The following is a 20,245-nucleotide window of genomic DNA, read 5'->3' as shown; positions in this document are numbered from 1 at the left end:
CAGACCATTTACGGAAGAATTCCTCCTTTATTACTGGTAAAAACAATTCTTCATGGTGATATGGTCTTCTTTTCAGCGTAATCAGATATGATGATCGGCAGCCATCTTTTTCAGTCTACTTGCTTCTGCATGGTAGTACTGGCTTGTGGTATTGATTGAATCATGACCTGCAAATATAGCAAGGTCTTCGATATCCATTGTTCGAGCCAGGTGCGTCAGTGCTGTGTGGCGCAGCGTGTGAAATGGCAGCCCCTGTAATCTGTGCCTGATATCCGGTGAGGCCTTGCTCTGGCAATTTTCCATAAAGGATCGCCACCAGAATCGAAGCCCCCGGGCTGAAAGCGGGGTGATCAGCCCCCCGGTTTTGCGTGTTTTTGGTGCCAGGGGAAAAGGGTCTCCGTACAGGCCTGAGAATCCATTCATGCGCCTGTATTCAATGATTTGCTGTTGAAGCACTCTATTCAGGGGGACCTGCCTTCTTTTTCTGCCCTTACCCAAAACACTGAGATAAAAACCGTTGTCATTATCGGGGTGTATATCTGAACAGGTATGCCCGGTCAGCTCAGATTCCCGTAAAGCCAGCCCATAACTTAAAGAGAGGATAAGGCGGGTTCGGGCTGATTCCATTCGTTCTCTTTCGGTGCCCATTGGCAGGCTTGCCAGACACTCTTTAATAAATTGCCACTCATTATCATAAAAATATCGGATGATGGTGTTGCCCCGGGCTACCTTTTCACCCGAACGAATAAGTGATGCGGCTGGATTGCCAGCGGTATAGCGATTTTTCTCCAGAAAAGAGAAAAAAGAGGACAGTACATCAATAACTTGATCGGTGCTTTTTCCTGGCTTGATGGGGGATCTGAACATAATTTTCTCCGGCTGACCGGGAAGAATGCCAGGCATCAGCCAGCGCGGAGGTAAGTTCTGGATAAAGCCGACATAGGCTTGCAGGTGCTTAAGGCGCACATATTTATACCCAATTCCTAATTCAAAGTACAAAAACGCTGTCAGCCTGGTTATTTCTCGCTCATAACGGCGCAGGGTCTCTTCTGAGCGGGCTCCGGACTTGTTCAGAAAAAGCACCATTGCTTCACCATCATTGCCCGCTCCCATCATATTGTCATTTGTACCATGATGAGCGGGCAGGGCGGGGAGGGCATTCAGGAAAACAGAAGGGTGAATCGGCTGGCTCACTGCGTTACCTCAGGAGTATCGGTTTTTTTAGACAACGCTTTTTCAAAGGCCTCGGCAATACCGCGGGCTCTTTCAAGTTCAAGTCGAAGAGTGCTGATTTCATCAAGTCGCTCTTCTGTTTCCAGCAGCCGACTCTCCAGCTTTTCTTTATCTGATATTGCGGTCCTGTATTGCTCTTGCATCATATTGGATTCCCTGGCTCCCGCCAGAAGGTTGCGCACTGCACCTAATAAATTGCCCTGATCGCTGTCCAGCAGCACCATAAGCTGATTGGCAAGCTGAACCGTGGCTTCTGTCTTGCCTTTCTCTGAAGACAGATTATTTCTTTCTTCGCAAACCTGAATATATGCCTTCGATTTGCTGTCCAATCGGCTTTGCAGCTCCAGATTGTGTTTTTTTAATTCCTGCTGTTCCTGGAGTTGGTTGCTTATCTTCTTTTCCAATCCCTGCTTTAACCTTCGCTCATCATCGACCACGCCAATCCAGTGATTCAGTTGCTCCTGGCTCCGTTGGTCCATCTGTTTTTCCAGGTTGCTGATGGCTTGAAGATGAAGGGCTTTTTGCTCAGCAGCCGCAGATTGCAGTTGTTCAGTTTGTCTCTGTTCTGATTTCAGCAGTGATTCCAGTTCTTTCAGGTCCTGGTTTCTCTGCTGCAAACTGAGCCTCGTTGTCTCCAGCTCTGTACTGATATGCTGAACCTGATCCTGGAGTTCAGAGTTGCTGCGGGACAGTTGACTATTCTTTTCCAGCAGTTGATTCAGGCTTTCCTTTAGCTCATCGATCTCCTGGTTAGCGGCCTCTGCAAAATCCCGCTGCTCTTCGGATAACTGGTGCTTCCATTGGGCAATTCCTCTTTTCAGGCCTCTGACCAGATCCTCCGGCAATTCAAGCGCTTCGGCTTCGCCCAGAGCGCCTAAATATCGCCATTCATTGTAATAAGGCAGCACGGTCTGCTTCCCCATTTTTCCGATGCGGGCGACTTTGTCGGCGTTAATTCTCTCACCTTTCTCTTTCAAGTCATCAAGGATGCTGAAAATGTGCTGCCTTCTGACTTTGTCCTGCTCTGAGTTCTTCATATTCGCTGTAGTATCCCAAAATATAGAACCAATAATACCGGTATTGTAATACCAGTATTATCAGTCTCACAATATAAAACTTTACTGCCGGTAACTGAACTTACCGGCAGTAATTTGTATTTGATAGCGGATATGGGTAGCCATAGGCAGAGGGCAGAGCCTGTTGGTGATTTATTGGGTAATTCGACGTGTCGGTGCGCCCCTAAGACGAAACCGGTTTACTTTAGGAATAAGAGAGGAAGGTCCGGGTTTCTCGACAGCCTCAAAATGCCGAAGAAAAATGAGAGGTGGATATAGTGAGGATAAGAATAGAGGAGGGTTAGGGCCCTAAAGAGTAACTTCTACAATACTCCCACAACCGTGTAGAGCCCTGGTGATACTGGCTTGTTCATTTCAGATATCGAGCTTTCTGCTTGATTTTTTCCACCAGTTTTTTGCCTTTGGCCGTCAGGGTCAGCTTGAAATAGCGACCATCATCTTCGTGCTGGACCTTTTTGATCAGACCGAGGCCAGGCCTGTCGTGCCGTCCTTCACCCAGACGTTTCACGCTGACCGCGATATCACTTGGGGTACCACAGGTGAGCTTTTCAGCATTGACAAGATCTGTAATGGTTTCCCCGGGGTTTTCTGCAACCACGAGCAGAATTTGCCATTGGATAACCGTCAGTGGTTGTTCCTGCATCAACTGGGTTAATTTGATAAGACCTTTTAAAGTCATTGGCAGTTACCTTTCTCTAGTTAGTTATGAGGTTTGTTGTGGACTAGTAGCGTCGTTTACTTTCCATGCTATTAGGCTTAAGCCTAGTCTGTACAACTGTTACGGCGACTGCTATACCAGAGTAAATGTTAGACAGTTTTCTACTGTTATAGCAAGTTTCCGTTCACAGTCGTTAAACATTTCGGCAATGAGTAACAAAACTGTTACGTCAGGAAACAAACGCTCAGAGGGTGATCCTTTCAGTCATGGAGCATCCAGATCGTCATTCAGCCCGCCAATTATTACGACTGAAGGCGGATAGAGCTCAATGACGTCTAATGAGCAGTGTCTCCTTAATATTGGTAAAGTGTTAGACAACGATTTTTGGAAAAAATTCTCTAAAAAAATACATTACGCATATTTTGTCGTGAATAAAGCCCATGACAGGTGTTTTTTTTCTGAGAGACAGTGTTTATATCGATGATATTAATGTTCGCATAATATATATTATGTTAAATTAGTGATATTGGTTACATCCTCTCGATGGCAACACCCAGACAACCCTGAACCTGCCCTAAGGTGATGATAAAACGATGAAAATAGTCAGTTTTAATGTAAATGGCGTGAGGGCGCGCTTACATCAACTCTCCCGGGTAATTGATGACCATAGTCCTGATCTGATAGGCCTTCAGGAGATTAAAGTATCTGATCAAGACTTCCCGGTGAAAGCCATTGAGGATCTGGGCTACAGCGTCTTGTATCATGGCCAGAAAACCCATTACGGCGTTGCATTACTCAGTAAGACGCCTGCAGTGAGTGTTCAAAAAGGATTCCCTACGGACCTGCCTGACGCCCAGCGTCGCGTTATCATTGGCGACTATGAGTTGAACGGGCAAATGTTGAGAGTCATTAATGGCTATTTCCCTCAGGGAGAAAATCGCAGCCACGAGACCAAATTTGCCGATAAAACCAGGTTTTACAATGATCTGCAGACTTATCTGCAAAACTCCTGTTCCCCCTCCTCCAATATTCTCGTGATTGGTGACTTTAATATCTCTCATACAGACCTGGACATTGGCATTGGTCCCACTAATGCCAGACGATGGCTAAGAACCGGCAAATGCAGCTTTTTGCCAGAAGAACGGGAATGGTTTGACCGACTGCTTGGCTGGGGGCTAACTGATTGTTTCAGGAAGCTATATCCTGATGAAGACAATCTCTTCAGCTGGTTTGATTACCGTAGCCGTGGGTTTGAGAGTGAGCCAAAGCGTGGCTTGAGAATAGATTCTATTCTTGCAACCAACTCTTTAATGCAGATATGCCAATCCATTTTTATGGATTATAAAATCAGAGCCATGGAAAAGCCCTCTGATCATGCCCCCGTCATCGCTGAATTTTCTGAGTTAATATAAATTCTTTTTTATAAGATATTGATAATCTTTACTCTATTTATCATGTGATAATCATTCGTATTTGCATCTTTGCAAAGCCTGACTATTCTAACTCCATTCAATAACAAATGATTGGGATATAAATATGACCGCTTTGCAAAAAAGCAGAATGCTTTTTATCATTCTCTTTGCTTCTCTTCCCGGGTATTGTCTGGCAGGACTGGATGACGGTGTAAAAAAGCATGAAATATCATTAAATTATCTGGGTAAGGGAACATTTAAAGGTCATATTTGTGTGCAATGCTCTGACCAAAATAATGCTTGTGAGTCTGTCCTGGAATTTGAACAGGATGGTGATTTTCCATACCTGCCCTCTTTAGCAGAAATGAAGTTTCAGGGGCACTTTCAAAGAGATCTAAATGACTTATCAGAGCTTGGTTCAATCACCGTACAAAAAGACAGCAGGGAAACCAAAATTCCGTTAGGTATTGATTATGATGAACTGTCGCTTGGTGATAAAGACAATCCGACCACCAGGGCTGTGATTGCGCATCTACACCCGTCCTTATTCCATCATGCCAAAAAAGAATTAGACAACATTACCGAGGCTGCGGACTACCTGACGGGTACAACCAGGAACTCTCAAACCCTGCACTTATTTAAGCCGGAACCACACAACCTTTCATTCAAAGATTCAGAGAACCTTGCAAGCGCTGTCCATGACGATTTTATGGTGCTGGATATTGGTGAAAGTTACTCGATGGTCCTTATATTCAACCAGGAAAACATTCCGGAATTTATCTACGTACTTGATCGCTGGAAACTGTACAGAGATCCAATATTCAAAACCATCATCGGCTATGGTGATCTGGTTGGCCTGGTGTTGCACGGCATGGACTTTATCAAATACAGCGGCTCATTGCTGGGCATAACAAGCCATGGTCATCATCATTCACACTTTGCCTTTTTGAAAAATCTTGCCGGTTCTGTTGGTATTGGGCCGACGGCGTATCACACCTTGACCAGTCTGATAAGTTCCGGTTTCCATATTGCCGAGATAATTGACCATAGCCATGGTGTCAGTGAGTTTATCAGTGGTGGTCAGAAGCACTACCATGATCACCATCATGGTGCATGGGAAAACCTCTTTGGTCACATGCATTTAGCGCATACAGTTGTGGAAATGATTGCCGAGCCTTCTCTTGCCCATGGGCTTCAAACGGTTTTAACCTTTGCCAGCTTTGGCTATCACCATGTGCCACATCATTATTATGAACACCCAATGTCGGATGTTCTTCGTCCGGTAATATATTCCCGGGGTCAATCTACTCCTGATGCTAAAACCGTGAACTAACGCATTCCATTTACTCAGAACTCTGATCACTTCAGAAATGGTGGTCAGATTCTCCCTTTTCCTTTCATCACCTGGTTGAACTATAAGAAACTGGTCGTATTTCCTATGGGATATTGCGAGAACTCCGGATCTTATGGATACTAATACGCGTCCGGCGTTGTACTTTTTATAAATGATTCTTATCTAATGCTTCGGTAACTCGCCGGATAGACGATGAAATACGTCAGGGCAATGACTGCCAGCTCAGAATAAAAATATGATACTGGGGTAAACAAGAGTGCAAAAGTTAGTCAATGTGAACGGCTCATGGTTAGCCGCCAGTGTTATAGCGGTTGGCATTGGTATCTACCTGCTGACTGCGGATGTCGTTAATATTAACGACGCTGAAAAAGTCAGCCCGCCTTCCAGGGATAGTCAGGAAAATACGGTTATTCCCGTTGTCCAGGCCTCTCACTTTGAGCAATCACCGGTCAATCGCACACTGACACTTTATGGCACCACGGAAACTGACCGGACCGTCACAGTCAGTGCTGAACTGGCAGCCCGGGTTATTAATATCAGTGCTGAACGTGGTCAGCTGATGGCATCGGGCGACGAAATTATCCGGCTACGTGAAGGCAGTCTGAAGGCTCAACTGAAGTCTGCTGAAGCTCGTGTCAGACAAGCTGAGCAGGATTACCAGTCAGCCCTTATGCTGCAAAAGAAAAAACACATTGCTGATAATCAGATTACTCAGCTAGAGGCTTCCCTGGCTGAGGCGCTGTCGCAAAAAGAGCAGCTCCAGACGCACTGGGACAATACCCTGATTAAGGCCCCTGTTTCCGGCATTCTTAACAAGCGCTATGTGGAAATTGGTGACTTTATTGATAAAGGAAAACCGGTGGCTGAAATTCTCGACCTTGACCCACTGGTGGTCCATGTCGATGTTCCCCAGAATCACATTAATTATTTTACCTCCGGCCAGAAAGCGGTTGTCCGGTTTCTCGACGGAGCAACCAGCGAAGCCACTATTCGCTTTATTGATCGACAGGCTGATCCATCAACCCGGACATTTTCTGTTGAGCTAACCATCCCGAACCCTGATATGAAAGTTCCCGCAGGCCTCAGCGTTGAAGCCGACCTGTTGATGGAAGCAGTTATGGCACTGGAAATAAGTCCTGCATGGCTTGCGTTGAGTGAAGAAGGCGAACCGGGGATTAAATGGGTGACAACGGGCAATCGGGTCGAGTTCACCCCCGTCGATGTCGTCAAGTCGGAAAGTGACCGCCTCTGGGTGACAGGCATTCCCGAACAGGCCAGGGTCATTACCCGTGGTCAGGGCTTTGTTCGGTCCGGTGATCAGGTTGATGTCATCAACCCTGATGTTTCTCTGGTTGCCGGGGAGTAATGGCCAATGCAAAGTCTGATTGCTGCATCACTCATGCGGACCCGTACGGTCATGATGCTGCTGGCGTTAATCCTGATGACCGGGCTGGCCAGCTATCTTACGATTCCCAGGGAGTCGAACCCTGATATCACGATTCCAGTCATTTATATCTCCGTATCACACGAAGGCATCTCGCCGGAAGATGCCGAACGGCTGCTGGTACTTCCCCTGGAGAATGAACTCAGGGCGATAGAAGGTGTAAAGGAACTCAAAGCAACTGCATCCCAGTCCCATGCCTCCATTACCCTGGAGTTTATCGCCGGACTGGATACGGATGAGGTCCTTGCAGACGTCAGGGATAAGGTTAACCTTGCCAAAAGTAAGCTGCCACAGGATACCGATGAGCCCATTATCAACCAGATTTCCTTTGCCAGTATGCAACCGGTGATTACGGCGGTACTGTCTGGCAATTTGCCCGAGCGCGCACTGGTGAGAATCGCCCGGGAACTTAAGGATGTGCTGGAATCCAGAAAGCAGATTCTGGAGGTGGATATCGCTGGTGATCGGGAGGAAGTGGTTGACGTTATTATTGATCCACTCAAGCTGGAAAGTTACGGGCTGGTGCCTGCGGATGTGATCAATCTGGTCTCCCGGAACAACCAGCTGGTTGCTGCCGGCAACCTGGACAATGGTAAGGGACGGTTCTCGGTCAAGGTCCCTGCTGTCTACAAAACCGTGGCTGATATCCTCTCCCAACCCGTCAAGGCGGACGGTGATCGGGTAATTACTTTTGGTGATATTGCCAGCGTTCTCAGTACCTTCAAGGACGGTGGCGGTTACGCCAGAATGAACGGCAACAACAGTATCGCCCTGGAAATCAAAAAGCGCCCCGGGGAAAACATTATTGAAACTGTGATGCTGGCCAAAGCCATTATTGCTGAAGGCCAGAAACTGGCACCGAAAACCCTGAAGGTTGACTATGTGGGTGATCAGTCAGTGGATGTGGTGGATATGGTCAACGACCTGCAGAACAGCGTTCTGGCGGCCATCACTCTGGTGGTAACGGTGATTGTCGGGGCGCTGGGCCTGCGCAGCGCCGTGTTGGCAGCCATCGCCATTCCCGGCTCTTTTCTGACCGGTATTCTGATCATCGCCATGATGGGCTTAACCATTAATATGGTGGTTCTGATCTCGCTGATGATCGCCGTTGGCATGCTGGTTGATGGTGCCATTGTGGTCACTGAATATGCTGACCGGAAAATGAGTGAAGGGGTTGCCCGCAGGCAGGCCTATCAGGAAGCCTCGTTACGCATGGCATGGCCAATCATCGCGTCCACAGCCACTACACTTGCGGCCTTTTTCCCGCTGATGTTCTGGCCGGGCATTATGGGTGAGATGATGAAGTACCTGCCATTAACCCTGATTGCTACCCTCTCCGCATCTCTGGTGATGGCGCTGATTTTTATCCCTACCATCGGTTCCCTGATTGGTAAGCCCAGAAAACTCAGTGAGCTGGAAAAAAGGTCCATCGCCGAAGCGGAAACGGGGGATTTAAACAATGTTCCAGGTTGGGCCGGTGTGTATATACGCACGTTGTCCAAAGCAATCCAGCACCCTTTAAAAATATTGTTCTCTGGCATGGCGATGGTGGTGGCTATTTACTTTGCCTTTATCAGTTTTGGCAAAGGCATTGAGTTCTTTCCTGATGTTGACACCAATAACATCATGATCAAGGTGCGCGTGAACTCCAGCAACCTGTCCATAGATGAAAAGGATGAGATTCTGCGACGGGTAGAAGCGATCCTGTTGCAACAGCCAGAATTAAAAACGCTGTATGCCCGAACCGGTGATAACCAGGAAGTGGGGACCATCCGCCTGAATATGGTGGACTGGAAATATCGCCGCAAAGCAGCCCTGGTGGCAGAAGAGATTAATGAGAAACTTGCCCATTTCGCCGGTCTCGACATCACCGTTGAACGAAGAAAAGATGGCCCTCCCCAGGGTAAACCCCTGGAATTGGTGGTCAGTGCCAAAGACCTTGATGTCCTCCACGAGACCGTGGGCAAAGTCAGAACGATTCTGACCGGCATTGATGGCTTTACCAATCTGGAAGACGACGGCCCTACTTCCGGCTATGAATGGCGCATCGATGTAGACCGTGCCGGAGCTGCCCGCTATGGTGCCGATGTCAGCAGTGCCGGTGGTCTGGTACGGATGGTGACCTCGGGTTTAACGGTGGGCGGTTACCGTCCGGATGACAGCAGTGATGAAGTGGATATTCGTATTCGTTTTCCTGAGTCAGACCGCCACCTGGAGAGCATTGATCAGCTCCGGCTGATGACCCCGGCGGGCCTGGTCCCCATCAACAACTTCACGACCCGGGAGATTGCCCCCAAGGTTGACAGTATCAAGCATCTGGATGGTAAACGAACCGTCAAGGTCAGTGCCAACCTGGCCGAAGACATTCTGCTCAATGACCTGCTGCCCGAGTTGCAGGCGCAGCTTGATGCATTGGAGGTGCCACAGGAAGTCAGCTTTACCATCAAAGGACAGAATGAAGATCAGCAGGAAAGCGGTCAGTTCCTGATCAAGGCATTTGCGGTTGCCCTGTTTGTGATGGCCATGATTCTGGTGACTCAGTTCAACAGCTTCTACCAGGCATTCCTGATTATGTCAGCGGTGGTACTGTCTACCGGAGGTGTGTTGTTTGGCTTGCTTCTGGCTGGAAAACCCTTTGGCATTGTGATGTGCGGTATTGGGGTTATTTCCCTGGCGGGTATCGTGGTCAACAATAATATTGTGCTGATTGATACCTACAATGTGTTACGCAAACAGGGTATGAAGGCTGAAGAAGCGATTCTTCGCACCGGTGCCCAGCGTCTGCGACCGGTGATGTTGACCACTGTCACTACTATTTTGGGTCTGATGCCAATGGTGCTCTCCACCAATATTGATCTGTTCAACCATCGACTTGAGATTGGCGGCCCAACTGCCCAGTGGTGGCATCAGCTATCAACGTCCATTGCCGGGGGATTGGCCTTTGCCACTCTGCTGACACTGATTCTGACGCCCTGCCTTCTGGTGATCGCAGGTCGTAGGCAAGATAGAAGGATGGCACAGAAATGATCTTCAAGAAGGAGCGAAAGGTATATACACTTGTTGACACTTTTCTGACTACTATCTAGTATCTACATAGATAGATACTAAAAAGGTTTTACATGGAAACTGAAATCAAGCGATGGGGTAATAGCGCGGCTGTGCGATTACCCGCTAAGGTTCTCGCCAAAGCTGGCCTTGAGGTAAATAGCAGTATCAAGATTGAAGCACTTGATGGTGAGATCGTTATCAAACCTGCCAGCTCCCATAAAGAGTACACAATGGACGAACTGCTATCAGCCAGTCCTGCCAGTGCCTTCATTCTGGATGAAGAAGACCGGGAATGGCTCAATGATGCACCAAAGGGAGAGGAGCTTCTGTAATGGCGTATATTCCCGAGCGTGGCGATGTGATCTGGGTTGACTTTGATCCAACGCGAGGCGTGGAAATACAGAAGACTCGGCCTGCACTGGTTTTATCTCCAAAAGCATTTAACCAGAAGACAAAGCTGGTTCTGGTAGCACCTGTCACCTCCACTGCCCGTGGTCATGCCTTTGAAGTTTCAATAGCGGGCAATCAGGTTTCCGGGGTTGTAGTGTGCCAGCAGGTCCGGACGGTAGATTACCAGGCAAGACACATAAAAAAGGTGGAAAGGGCTTCAAAATCGGTCGTTGATGAGGCTTTGGCAAAGGTCAGGGCTATTGTGGCCTGACGAAAAAAGACATCAGGCAATAGCATCTGCTATTACCTGAATAACTCAATATTCCAGAATCGTAACCTTATCGCCTATCCGGATAATACCTTCCTGGTCCGGAATAAGGTTCTGGCCAAAGATAACCCCCATTTCCGTTCGACGATATTGCGCCAGCGTAAATAGTGGTTCCCTCCCCTCTTTCTGTCCGGTTTCAGGGTTGACGGTGGTCATCACACACCGTGAACAGGGTTTGGCTACCCGAAATGTGATCTCTCCTACCCTGATCACTGACCAGGTGTCTTCTTCATAGGGTTGTTGACCACTGATAACAATATTGGGCCGGAAGCGAGACATCGGCACTGCATCAGTCAGGCGTTGATTCAAATCAGCCAGAGATGCTTCATTGGTGAGCAGGAAAGGAAAACCATCGGCAAAACTGGTGTGATCCTCTGGTCGGGAGTATCTGGCATCGGTTGGTCTGATTGATCGTTCCGGCTGATAAAACAGCCTGCATTTTATAGCCAGGAAATCGCTGAACCACCGGGCAGCAGCATCCCCGGCATCCAGTGCCTGACAATCGTCTTTCCAAACCGTTACTGTGGAAGAGCAAGCGCCCTCCTCCGGTATCGCTACATAGAGGTTCTCGACCGCTGGCCGGGTAATCAGTAATCCCCCATCAACAATGGATGTGACCACGGTTGCCAGCTCTGGATATTGCCGTTGAGTGATAAACTTGCCATGTTCATCCGTCAGCAGCCAGCGGCGATCATGCTCAAAACCTCTTCGAGTGACATGGGCGCTTTCCAGGGGTATTCCCCTGGTTGATTTGATTGGGTAGATCGCCAGCCCGGTGACTTGCATCCGCCATTGCTCCTGTAAATTTTTTAGACTGAAAATATTAGCGCCTAAGGATACGGCTATTGCCTGTTGATGAGAACCTTGTTTATAAGAAGAATCAACAGCAAAATATCCGGCAAACATACGGGTTATAACGGGATTCTCAATGACACAGCAGCTGGTGGATATAGGCGTTAACCTCAGTGATAAGGCTTTTGACCAGGATCGTGATGGAGTTGTCAGCCGTGCTGTTGAGCACGGTGTTACTACCATGATCCTCACCGGTACTTCTTTGACAGAGTCACAGAAGGTACTGGGGCTGGCCAGAAAATATTCAGAACACTGCTTTTGTACCGCCGGTATCCATCCGCATGGAGCCAAAGATGCCAATACCCAGACCTTTAAAGAGCTGAAAGCCTTATACAGTGAACCAGTGGTGGTGGCCGTTGGCGAAACCGGTTTGGATTTTAACCGTGACTTTTCCCCACGGCCTGTCCAGGAGAAAGTATTTGAGCGTCAGTTAGAGCTGGCTATTGAGTCTGGCCTGCCACTGTTTTGCCATGAGCGGGATGCTTCAGAGCGCTTTGCGGATATCATCAGAAACTACCGGGATCAGGTCAGCAAGCTGGTTGTACACTGCTTCACAGCCGATAAGAAAGCCCTGTATCGATATTTGGACCTGGACTGCCATATTGGCATTACCGGTTGGATCTGTGATGAACGACGGGGAACCCATCTTCACCCGCTGATGAAGGATATTCCTGTAAACCGATTGATGGTGGAAACTGATTCACCATGGTTGCTGCCAAGAACATTGGCGAAAAAGCCGAAAAACCGGAGAAATGAACCGGCCTTTCTCTTTGAGGTTGTGCAAATGATTGCCACGCACACCGGGCAATCCCCGGAAGAGGCTGCCCGGAAAACCAGGGCAACATCACTGGAATTCTTTAATCTCACGGCTCCTCATCATGACCTTCAGGGTCAAGATGGACAATAACATCCGCTTCGGGCAGGTATTCAAGCACTGCTCGCTTGGCCTGAACGCCGAGATCGTGGGCATAGATCAGCGGCGTATGTGGTTCAAGATCCAGATGCATCTGAATAAACGGGGTTGAGCCGGACATCCGGGTTTTGACGTCATGAATACCCAGAACACCGTCAACCGAGAGGGCCCGTTTCTCAATTTCCTGAAGTTCTTCCTCAGGCAGAGCCTTGTCCATCAACTGCTCGATGGATTCCCAGGCAAGACTCCTGACACTGAACAACATATAACCGCCAATCAGCAGGGCAAGAACATTATCTACCTGGTGATAGCCATAGCTGGTGCCAATCAGCGCAGCCAGCACCGCAATATTGGTCAGAAGATCGACCTGATAATGCAGTGAGTCCGATTTTATAGCCGCTGAGTTGGTTTTTCGGATGACATAGCGCTGTATGGATAACAGGATCAGTGTGGCAATGATGGAGAAGACCATCACCATAATACCGGCGCTTTCATTTTCCAGCATCACGTCCTCACCGGTTATCCGGTCAAGCGTGTTAAGCAGCAGAACAATGGCCGAACCACCAATAAAGGCTGACTGAGCCAGAACGGCAAGCTGCTCAGCCTTGCCATGGCCAAAGTGATGGTCTTCATCCGCTGGCGCAATGGCAATCCTGACGGCAAATAATGTGATCAGGGAGGCCAGAATGTCCATGGTGGAATCCAGCAAGGTAGCCAGCAGGCTCATGGAGCCGGTCATAAACCAGGCAATAAGTTTGGCAATGATCAGCAGGCTTGCCGTTGCCACTGAGGCATAGGTTGCCAGTTTGAGGAGGCGGTTTTTGTCGTCAGACACGTTCTTTCCAGTGTTACTGTCATTAAGCCCGGACGATGCCATCCTGGCACGCGATTCTCGTCTTTGAGCCAGAGCGTAGTTAATCATGCGATCCCTGCCAATTAACAACCGTCGATATTGCTATCCTATCCTGAAACGGGGGTTATCAGCCACTGATTCAACGCCTCAAGGGTAAATGGCCAGCCAAGTTCCCTGCCCTCTGCTGACGCGATGACCGGAATCCGGACACCATAACGATCAACCAGACGATCATCCTCACTGATCTCGACAGCTACCCATCGGCAAACCTGCTGCTTTTGCAGAAAATTGAGCATTTGTTCAGCTTGTTCACACAGGTGACATCCGGACGTGGTATATAAAGTCAGTTGAATCATAAACTATTCCCTAAAAAGGGTGTCTATCATAGCGATAATATAACCGTAGAGTTAGTAAAGATTACGTAGATATAACTACAATATGATGTTTTTGCTTATACTCTCTCTGGGCATTAATAAATTCAGCTGGCGATCCCATGGACTTTACATTTTTCAATCAACTCATGCTTATTCTGGCTCTGTCAGCCGTCACTATTGCCTTTTTCAAGCGATTTCAACTGCCGGAAAGCCTGGGTTATTTATTTGTCGGCATCATTCTTGGGCCAACAACTTCCGGACTGATACAGCAGGACTTTGATATTGCCCTGCTGGCCGAGATCGGGGTGGTTTTCCTGCTGTTTACCTTAGGCCTGGAATTCTCCATGAAAACCATTATGGCCATGAAAAAAGAGGTATTTGGCCTGGGTGGGTTGCAGGTACTCCTGACAGGCGTCGGCATTTTTGGCGTTCTGATCGCTTTTGATTTTGCCGTACTCACATCCTTTGTCTGTGCATCGGCACTGGCGCTCTCCTCCACCGCGATTGTCTCCAAGGAACTCACCCAGAGTAACGAAATACGTTCCCGCCAGGGGCAGCTGGCCATCGGTGTCCTGCTATTTCAGGATATTGCCGCCGTTGTCTTTCTGATTATGATTCCTGCCCTGATCGGTGGAGGCAGTGACTCCATCGCTTCCTCCCTCGGATTTGCCTTTGCCGAAGGGGTTGTGTTTGTGGTGATCATGCTGGCCATTGGCAAATGGGTTCTACCCCTTATTTTTCACGAAGTTGCCAAGGCCAGGTCTGAAGAACTGTTTGTTCTTATGGCATTGGTTATTGCCCTGATGGCCGCCTGGCTCTCTCACGCAATGGATTTATCCATGGCGCTGGGCGGTTTTGTGGCAGGCATGATGATGGGTGAGAGCCACTACAAACACCAGGTTGAAGCTGATATCAAACCCTTTCGGGATGTGCTCCTCGGGCTGTTTTTCGTATCCGTTGGCTTAATGCTGGATATGGATGTGCTGGTCACTTTCTGGAAAGAGATTCTACTGGGTACGGTAGCATTGATCGTCTTTAAGTTTCTGGTGATCTACACCCTGACCAGAACCTTTGCCGAGAGCAAAAATATCTCCCTCAGAACCAGCCTGTCACTGGCACAGGGTGGCGAGTTCTGTTTCGCCCTGGTTGCCCTGGCATCGCAATATGGTGAGAGTGGCGGCAACCTGACTTCCGTTGTACTCGCGATTACCATCTTATCGATGATTATTGCGCCGCTTCTGATCAGAAACAGCAATGCCATCGTTAAACTGGTCAAGTTCGATAAATCCGAACAGAGTATTCATCGGATAAAAGAAGAGGAAGTCCGCAAGCAAACTGCCCATATACACCACCATACCCTGATCTGTGGTTATGGCCGTGTCGGGCAAACCATTGCCCGCTTTTTGACCCAGGAAAACAAAGCATACGTTGCCATTGATGATGACCCTATTCATGTACATGAAGCGGGTCTTGCCGGTGATCCGGTCTTCTTTGGGGACTGCAGGAAGTTAGAACTGCTGATGGCGGTTGGACTGGAGCGGGCAAGTCAGGTGGTTATCTGTATCGACCGCCCCGAAAATGCGCTTAAAATCCTACAGGCTGTTCGACAGCAATCGCCCGAGGTTCCCGTTCTTGTTCGCACGCGGGATGACAGTCAGTCAGACGCATTGAAAAAGGCCGGGGCAACGGTGGTTATTCCAGAGGTGCTCGAGTCCAGCCTGGTCATTGTCAAGCATGCCCTATTGATGCTGGGCATGAACCCTATCCGTGTTCGTCAAAGAGTCCATGAAGCCAGAACCAAAGGGTATGAAATCCTCAACGGCTTTTATCCGGGCATTAGTGATTACCTGCTGGAGAATGATACGAAAACCTATCGCCACGCCGTTGCCCTGGGCAAAAAATGTGCGGCAGATCAGAAAACCATTGAGTCTCTTGATTTTAAAGGTACAGACGTTTCAATTGTCGAGGTCCGTCGAGATAATATGGTGCTGCAACCACAAGTCGGAATGATTTTAAATGCCGGTGATATTGTGGTTTTGACTGGAAGCAATAGCGATATTTCTCACATTGAGAAACTTTTTCACTAATTTATTGCCTAACAATAAGCAAACAACAATTATAATCGTCGGATTATTTCAGGCTCCTGGCCTGAAATAGTTAACCTTAGATTGAAATGGCAATGGAGTGCCTCCCATTCAGGATGGTAGGTATGCCAAGAATAATTGTGTCCAATGACCGTTTCCAGACTCTTCGATTCCCCGGGTTAATATCCTTGATTTTCTTATTGTGTAACGCCTCACTGGCTTATGCATCCCATCAAAATGAAGTTTACCTGTTATCACCAGACAGTCATTCTGATTTAGAAATAGTAGCTTCAGAACAGCAGGAAATCACGATTGCCATCGATACCAAAGGTCTTAAGAAAGATCTTCAGGGTAACATTCCTGTACAAATTATTTTGGAAAATGAGAGCCTGTTATTTGAAAATGGTGAGCAGCAGATATTATGGCATGATCAAATCAGCGCACTGAAAAAAGAAAGTAACAAAAGAGTTAATACAGATGAGCTGATTTATTTAACACTCGCGCCAGGCCAAAGTCATGTTGACAAGATTATAAAAATAAGAATAAGAAAAGAGAAAGATCTTTCCAGGTTGTCAGCCCTTGCTGCATTTTTCCCTCAAATGATTCCTGTTATCTTCATGGATGAAGTTACATTCGGTCCAAAGCCCGTTATTTTCTACGAAGCACTCATGAGATGGAATTATAAGCTATTGGGAGGTGATCTTGTTAAATCGATTCGAAATCTTGTTCTGAGCCAAACGTTTGGTAACCAAAAATCCCTGGCAACGCAATGTTCAGCAGATTTTATTGAAGGGTTCCTGCTTTTTGAAGCTGCCAATTATGGAGAGACTTCGGCATCGTCCAGAACCAAAAGCCAAACCATCCGGGCATATGTTATGAGCGCCCCCTTCAAGAGGCTGATGGACTGTATCTCAAACACAGTGGCATCAGCACTGTTTGACATCCAGAAAAATCACATCGGTGACGAGTGGCAATATTTGCAAGGACAGAACAAAGAGTCGATCAATGGCCTGGCAAAAATAATGGTCGGCTATAGTTTTAATACCTTTGCTTTTGAGGCGGGAGACTTCTTTAAGTTACTAAAGCAAACCATTGGTTTTTCTAATGCAATTGAGGATCTTGCGTTACAGAATGAACTGGACCGGTCAATTGTTAAAGCCACTCAGCTTACTCTTCAGGCAGGGTACGAAGATTTCTTTAAGGGCCAACTCAAATCTCATAGTTTTAATGAGAGCTACGCTCTGCCAATGGCCACGGGTGCAGGGGTTATTGAAATCCTGTTGAGGCTGTATGCCCAACAGGGCATGGCAGGGCGGGACCAGACCCATCAGGTTCATTCATTGACCAAGCGGGCCGAAGCAATAGGAGTATCCATCAATAAAGCCCTGGCACTACCGGAATTATCTGAACTTCAACTACTGACACTTGGTGTCGCAATACCTGCTGTCATTTATGGTGCATTTAAATTAACTACTGGATCTGATGTTTCATCTCCGTTGTTTAAACTATTTGATGCCACTTATGAAGGAATGGTACTTGGTGCTGCCACGCATTTATTGTCACCTGTTCTTCAGAGATATGGTATTTGGGCAGCAAACACTGTACAAAAGCCAATTCTTCAATTTATGGAGGCAGAGCCTGGAAGCTGGTCAGAATATTTTCTGGCAGATACGATTCGTTACCGTATAGATGTGGTTACTGAAAGTCAGCAGTAAAAAAAACTGATTTTGATAATAGATATAAATCTTTATTAATCCATTTATGGGAATGCAAAGGGAATAAAAACAAATTTTGTATCTCAATTAATTATGATTAAAAAATATTAGATTCGTTTAAAATATTTGAAAATTCGTCTCTACAACAGAGATAACAACTTTAAACAATATTATTCCAGATTTTTCTGTGGCAAAGGAGAGCCTGTCTACTTAGGTGGTAAATAATGGCTTTTCTATTATCCTTCAAATCCAGAAAAAAACCTGAAACATTTAAATCAGATACGACTGTTTATTATCCCCTGCCCCTGCTGTCACTCATATCTGAGTTATTTAACAGTAAAATCTTTTTGATGTTTTTTGTCTTCTCAGTTTATCCTGTTAATTCTTTTGCTGTTAATATTCCGAAGCTATCTCCCGGCAATAACAACTCTGTGGAGATTACAGTAAAAGACAACGCACCACTTCAACTGGAAATTGATACCGAGATATTAAAAAAACAAATTTACGGTAAAATACCCATACGATTTCAATCAGAACATGATCAGGCTTCTTTCAGTTCAGGAGACGCAGAGTCAAATAAAATGTATTGGCATGACAAGGAAGCTTCTGTTGTTGATAATGGGAAAATCCAGCGTGCAAATAATGATCGGTTTATTAATCTAACACTGAATACCACGGATGAAATGGTGGGTAAAAAAGTAAAAATCATACTTGAGAAAGAGGAGAACCTGTCCAGGGTAGCAGCTGTGGGTGCTTTTGTTCCTCAGGTGGTCCCCATTATTGCCATGAACATGGTAACCTGGCAGCCACACTCATTCTGGCAAAATCTTTTACGCTGGAATTATTTACTTCTGGGTATTGATGTTATTCATTCAATCCGGAATCTTGTCCAGAATCAGGTGTTTACGGAGACTGACTCTCTCTTTGCCCAGTGCGCTGCGGATTTTGTTGAAGGCTTTACCGCATATTCATTACTGGCGAATCATGGCGAAAAGGTGCTCGGCGACCCGGACAGACCAGCAGCGGCGGCAGTAAACACCGGAAAAATTGAAAAAAACGTAATAGAGACGAGTAGGACAGAAACGTTCAGACTATTCATGAGGACAACACCCACCAATCGAATGCTTAACTGCATGTCTTCCGTTGTTGGCAGTTCACTGAAGACACTACATAACGAAGGTCGTTTGCATCAGGTCTTTGGGAAATGGCCCATGCTCCATAGCCTGAATGATGAAACAATTGACGGTATCGCCATGCTGATGGTCGGGTATGGCCTGAATATGATTGGCAACGTTCCCGGAGGTGCGCTGTCTTTAATTCGAAGAGACCTGGGCTTCGAACATTTGCCTGAGCTTGCCGGTGATTTTAACAACTCGATAAAGACCAGTATTCAACACACCATTCACAATGGCTATATGACGTACTTTAAAGGCAGGGGGTGGGATGCAACGTCAGCTTATGCTCTTGCCTCAGGAGCCGGGTTGCTGGAAATCGGGTATCGTTTTTACCAGTTAAATGAAATGATACCGGCAGGCCAGGATGAACGCCTGAGCCTTTCAGGTTCAGACGACACAAGCCTGATCACCAACCTGCAGCATCAGATAACCTCTATTGGTGAGCGGGCGGAGGCGATAACTTCATCAGGATATCAACTGATCCCTCTGCCCGAAAACATCAGAGGCTATGTAGTTCCTGTAGCAGCAGCAACCATTCTCCCGATAGCAACCTATTACGCCATGAATGGGGTATTGAATTATTACACTACCGGTGGTTTGAATATTGCCTTGCAAAGAGCAGTGACATCCGCAACCAATGGCCTGGTTCTCGGTGCAATGGCTTATGTGTTACTGCCCTATGTCAAGGATCTGGGGGCCAGAGGTACCCAAATGCTGGCTGATCAACTGGTATCATGGACAGATGCTGATAACGATAGCTGGATCGGCTACTTTGCAGCCAGAGATACCCATTACCGGATCAGGGTTATCGTCCTCAATTAGTCTTACCTGTTTGCCAACTGAATTAACAAGATCATAATATGTTCATGTTAACAGTTGATAAAGAGAGTTGGCTGATGTCAGAAAGAAAAGGGACAGGCATTAAATCAGTGGTGTTGAGTGCGCTGTCTGCTGCATTCGGTGTTCAGAAAAGGGCGAATCTGGAAAGGGATTTCCAGCAGGGAAAGCCAGCGCACTACATCATCGCTGGTATCGCCGGAACCGTACTGTTTGTTTTGATACTTTTATTTGTGGTGTATGTCGTCACTCAAAACACTTAAGCTTTTACTGAGAACTGACCCAGTATACCGCCGTCGCAACAACCAGCATTATCAATGCAACAGCCGCAATGGCATCAATTGTACTGTCTTTCATTATTTATCTCCTTGATACTGTCAAAATGGCACATATTGTCTCAACTCATTTAAATTAGCGAAACCCTGACCAACCATCAACTTATTGCACCCCTTTGATTTATTACTTTTTAGCCTACTTTTATTAATAAATAATAGTTTTA

Annotated in this window: 17 protein-coding genes; 11 read left to right on the top strand and 6 right to left on the bottom strand. The window is 47.0% G+C overall.

What is annotated here, in order from left to right; translation table 11 throughout:
• Positions 1 to 81 precede the first annotated feature (81 nt).
• From ACO6UX_RS03515 to ACO6UX_RS03505, 3 genes are all read right to left on the bottom strand, one after another.
• Entirely contained in the window at positions 82 to 1,194 is a 1,113-nt protein-coding gene (locus ACO6UX_RS03515) for a tyrosine-type recombinase/integrase (RefSeq protein ID WP_422444922.1), read from the bottom strand.
• Entirely contained in the window at positions 1,191 to 2,270 is a 1,080-nt protein-coding gene (locus tag ACO6UX_RS03510; protein ID WP_422444920.1) for a hypothetical protein, read from the bottom strand. Before ACO6UX_RS03510 ends, ACO6UX_RS03515 begins: the two co-directional genes overlap by 4 nt.
• A 388-nt stretch (positions 2,271 to 2,658) precedes the next feature.
• Entirely contained in the window at positions 2,659 to 2,988 is a 330-nt protein-coding gene (locus ACO6UX_RS03505) for a MarR family winged helix-turn-helix transcriptional regulator (RefSeq protein WP_020583484.1), read from the bottom strand.
• Positions 2,989 to 3,560: 572 nt separating this feature from the next.
• On the opposite strand from ACO6UX_RS03505, the gene xthA reads away from it, so the two are divergent.
• The 6 genes from xthA to ACO6UX_RS03475 all read left to right on the top strand — a co-directional run bounded on the left by xthA (position 3,561) and on the right by ACO6UX_RS03475 (position 10,886).
• Positions 3,561 to 4,379, top strand: coding sequence for an exodeoxyribonuclease III (xthA, locus tag ACO6UX_RS03500; RefSeq protein ID WP_422444918.1), 819 nt, complete (start codon positions 3,561 to 3,563; stop codon positions 4,377 to 4,379).
• 148 nt (positions 4,380 to 4,527) lie between these two features.
• On the top strand, positions 4,528 to 5,712 hold the full coding sequence (locus ACO6UX_RS03495) for a hypothetical protein (RefSeq protein ID WP_422444916.1): 1,185 nt from the start codon (positions 4,528 to 4,530) through the stop codon (positions 5,710 to 5,712).
• A 277-nt stretch (positions 5,713 to 5,989) separates the two neighbouring features.
• On the top strand, positions 5,990 to 7,099 hold the full coding sequence (locus ACO6UX_RS03490) for an efflux RND transporter periplasmic adaptor subunit (RefSeq protein ID WP_422444914.1): 1,110 nt from the start codon (positions 5,990 to 5,992) through the stop codon (positions 7,097 to 7,099).
• A 6-nt stretch (positions 7,100 to 7,105) separates the two neighbouring features.
• Positions 7,106 to 10,204 (top strand): efflux RND transporter permease subunit, encoded by a 3,099-nt coding sequence (locus tag ACO6UX_RS03485; RefSeq protein WP_422444912.1) that lies wholly within the window; start codon positions 7,106 to 7,108, stop codon positions 10,202 to 10,204.
• 92 nt (positions 10,205 to 10,296) lie between these two features.
• On the top strand, positions 10,297 to 10,557 hold the full coding sequence (locus ACO6UX_RS03480) for an AbrB/MazE/SpoVT family DNA-binding domain-containing protein (RefSeq protein ID WP_269674359.1): 261 nt from the start codon (positions 10,297 to 10,299) through the stop codon (positions 10,555 to 10,557).
• The gene (locus tag ACO6UX_RS03475) at positions 10,557 to 10,886 is read left to right on the top strand and encodes a type II toxin-antitoxin system PemK/MazF family toxin (protein ID WP_269674358.1); all 330 of its coding nucleotides are present in this window, start codon (positions 10,557 to 10,559) and stop codon (positions 10,884 to 10,886) included. Before ACO6UX_RS03480 ends, ACO6UX_RS03475 begins: the two co-directional genes overlap by 1 nt.
• A 45-nt stretch (positions 10,887 to 10,931) precedes the next feature.
• On the opposite strand, the gene ACO6UX_RS03470 is transcribed toward ACO6UX_RS03475, so the two are convergent.
• Positions 10,932 to 11,729, bottom strand: coding sequence for an MOSC domain-containing protein (locus tag ACO6UX_RS03470; RefSeq protein ID WP_422444909.1), 798 nt, complete (start codon positions 11,727 to 11,729; stop codon positions 10,932 to 10,934).
• A gap of 142 nt (positions 11,730 to 11,871) precedes the next feature.
• Between ACO6UX_RS03470 and ACO6UX_RS03465 the strand changes: the two genes are divergently transcribed.
• A complete protein-coding gene (locus tag ACO6UX_RS03465) occupies positions 11,872 to 12,702 on the top strand; it encodes a TatD family hydrolase (protein ID WP_422444907.1) in 831 nt (276 codons plus the stop codon).
• Here the strand turns inward: ACO6UX_RS03465 and ACO6UX_RS03460 are convergent.
• Positions 12,659 to 13,543 carry a cation diffusion facilitator family transporter gene (locus tag ACO6UX_RS03460; RefSeq protein WP_422444905.1) on the bottom strand — a complete coding sequence of 295 codons (885 nt, stop codon included), beginning with the start codon at positions 13,541 to 13,543 and terminating at the stop codon, positions 12,659 to 12,661. The two genes, ACO6UX_RS03465 and ACO6UX_RS03460, sit on opposite strands and share 44 nt — an antisense overlap.
• Positions 13,544 to 13,668: 125 nt before the next feature.
• Positions 13,669 to 13,917 (bottom strand): glutaredoxin family protein, encoded by a 249-nt coding sequence (locus tag ACO6UX_RS03455; protein WP_101748540.1) that lies wholly within the window; start codon positions 13,915 to 13,917, stop codon positions 13,669 to 13,671.
• Between the two features lie 137 nt (positions 13,918 to 14,054).
• On the opposite strand from ACO6UX_RS03455, the gene ACO6UX_RS03450 reads away from it, so the two are divergent.
• From ACO6UX_RS03450 to ACO6UX_RS03435, 4 genes are all read left to right on the top strand, one after another.
• Positions 14,055 to 16,022, top strand: a complete 1,968-nt coding sequence (locus ACO6UX_RS03450; RefSeq protein ID WP_422444902.1) for a cation:proton antiporter — start codon at positions 14,055 to 14,057, stop codon at positions 16,020 to 16,022.
• Between the two features lie 122 nt (positions 16,023 to 16,144).
• The gene (locus ACO6UX_RS03445; RefSeq protein ID WP_422444900.1) at positions 16,145 to 17,734 is read left to right on the top strand and encodes a hypothetical protein; all 1,590 of its coding nucleotides are present in this window, start codon (positions 16,145 to 16,147) and stop codon (positions 17,732 to 17,734) included.
• A 581-nt stretch (positions 17,735 to 18,315) separates the two neighbouring features.
• Positions 18,316 to 19,731, top strand: a complete 1,416-nt coding sequence (locus ACO6UX_RS03440; RefSeq protein ID WP_422444898.1) for a hypothetical protein — start codon at positions 18,316 to 18,318, stop codon at positions 19,729 to 19,731.
• A gap of 38 nt (positions 19,732 to 19,769) precedes the next feature.
• Positions 19,770 to 20,009 (top strand): DUF2970 domain-containing protein, encoded by a 240-nt coding sequence (locus ACO6UX_RS03435; RefSeq protein ID WP_422444896.1) that lies wholly within the window; start codon positions 19,770 to 19,772, stop codon positions 20,007 to 20,009.
• Positions 20,010 to 20,245: the final 236 nt, after the last annotated feature.

The sequence above is a fragment of the Endozoicomonas sp. ALB091 genome, from assembly GCF_049310265.1.
Lineage (GTDB): Bacteria > Pseudomonadota > Gammaproteobacteria > Pseudomonadales > Endozoicomonadaceae > Endozoicomonas.
This window is presented reverse-complemented; position numbering and strand designations above follow the sequence as displayed.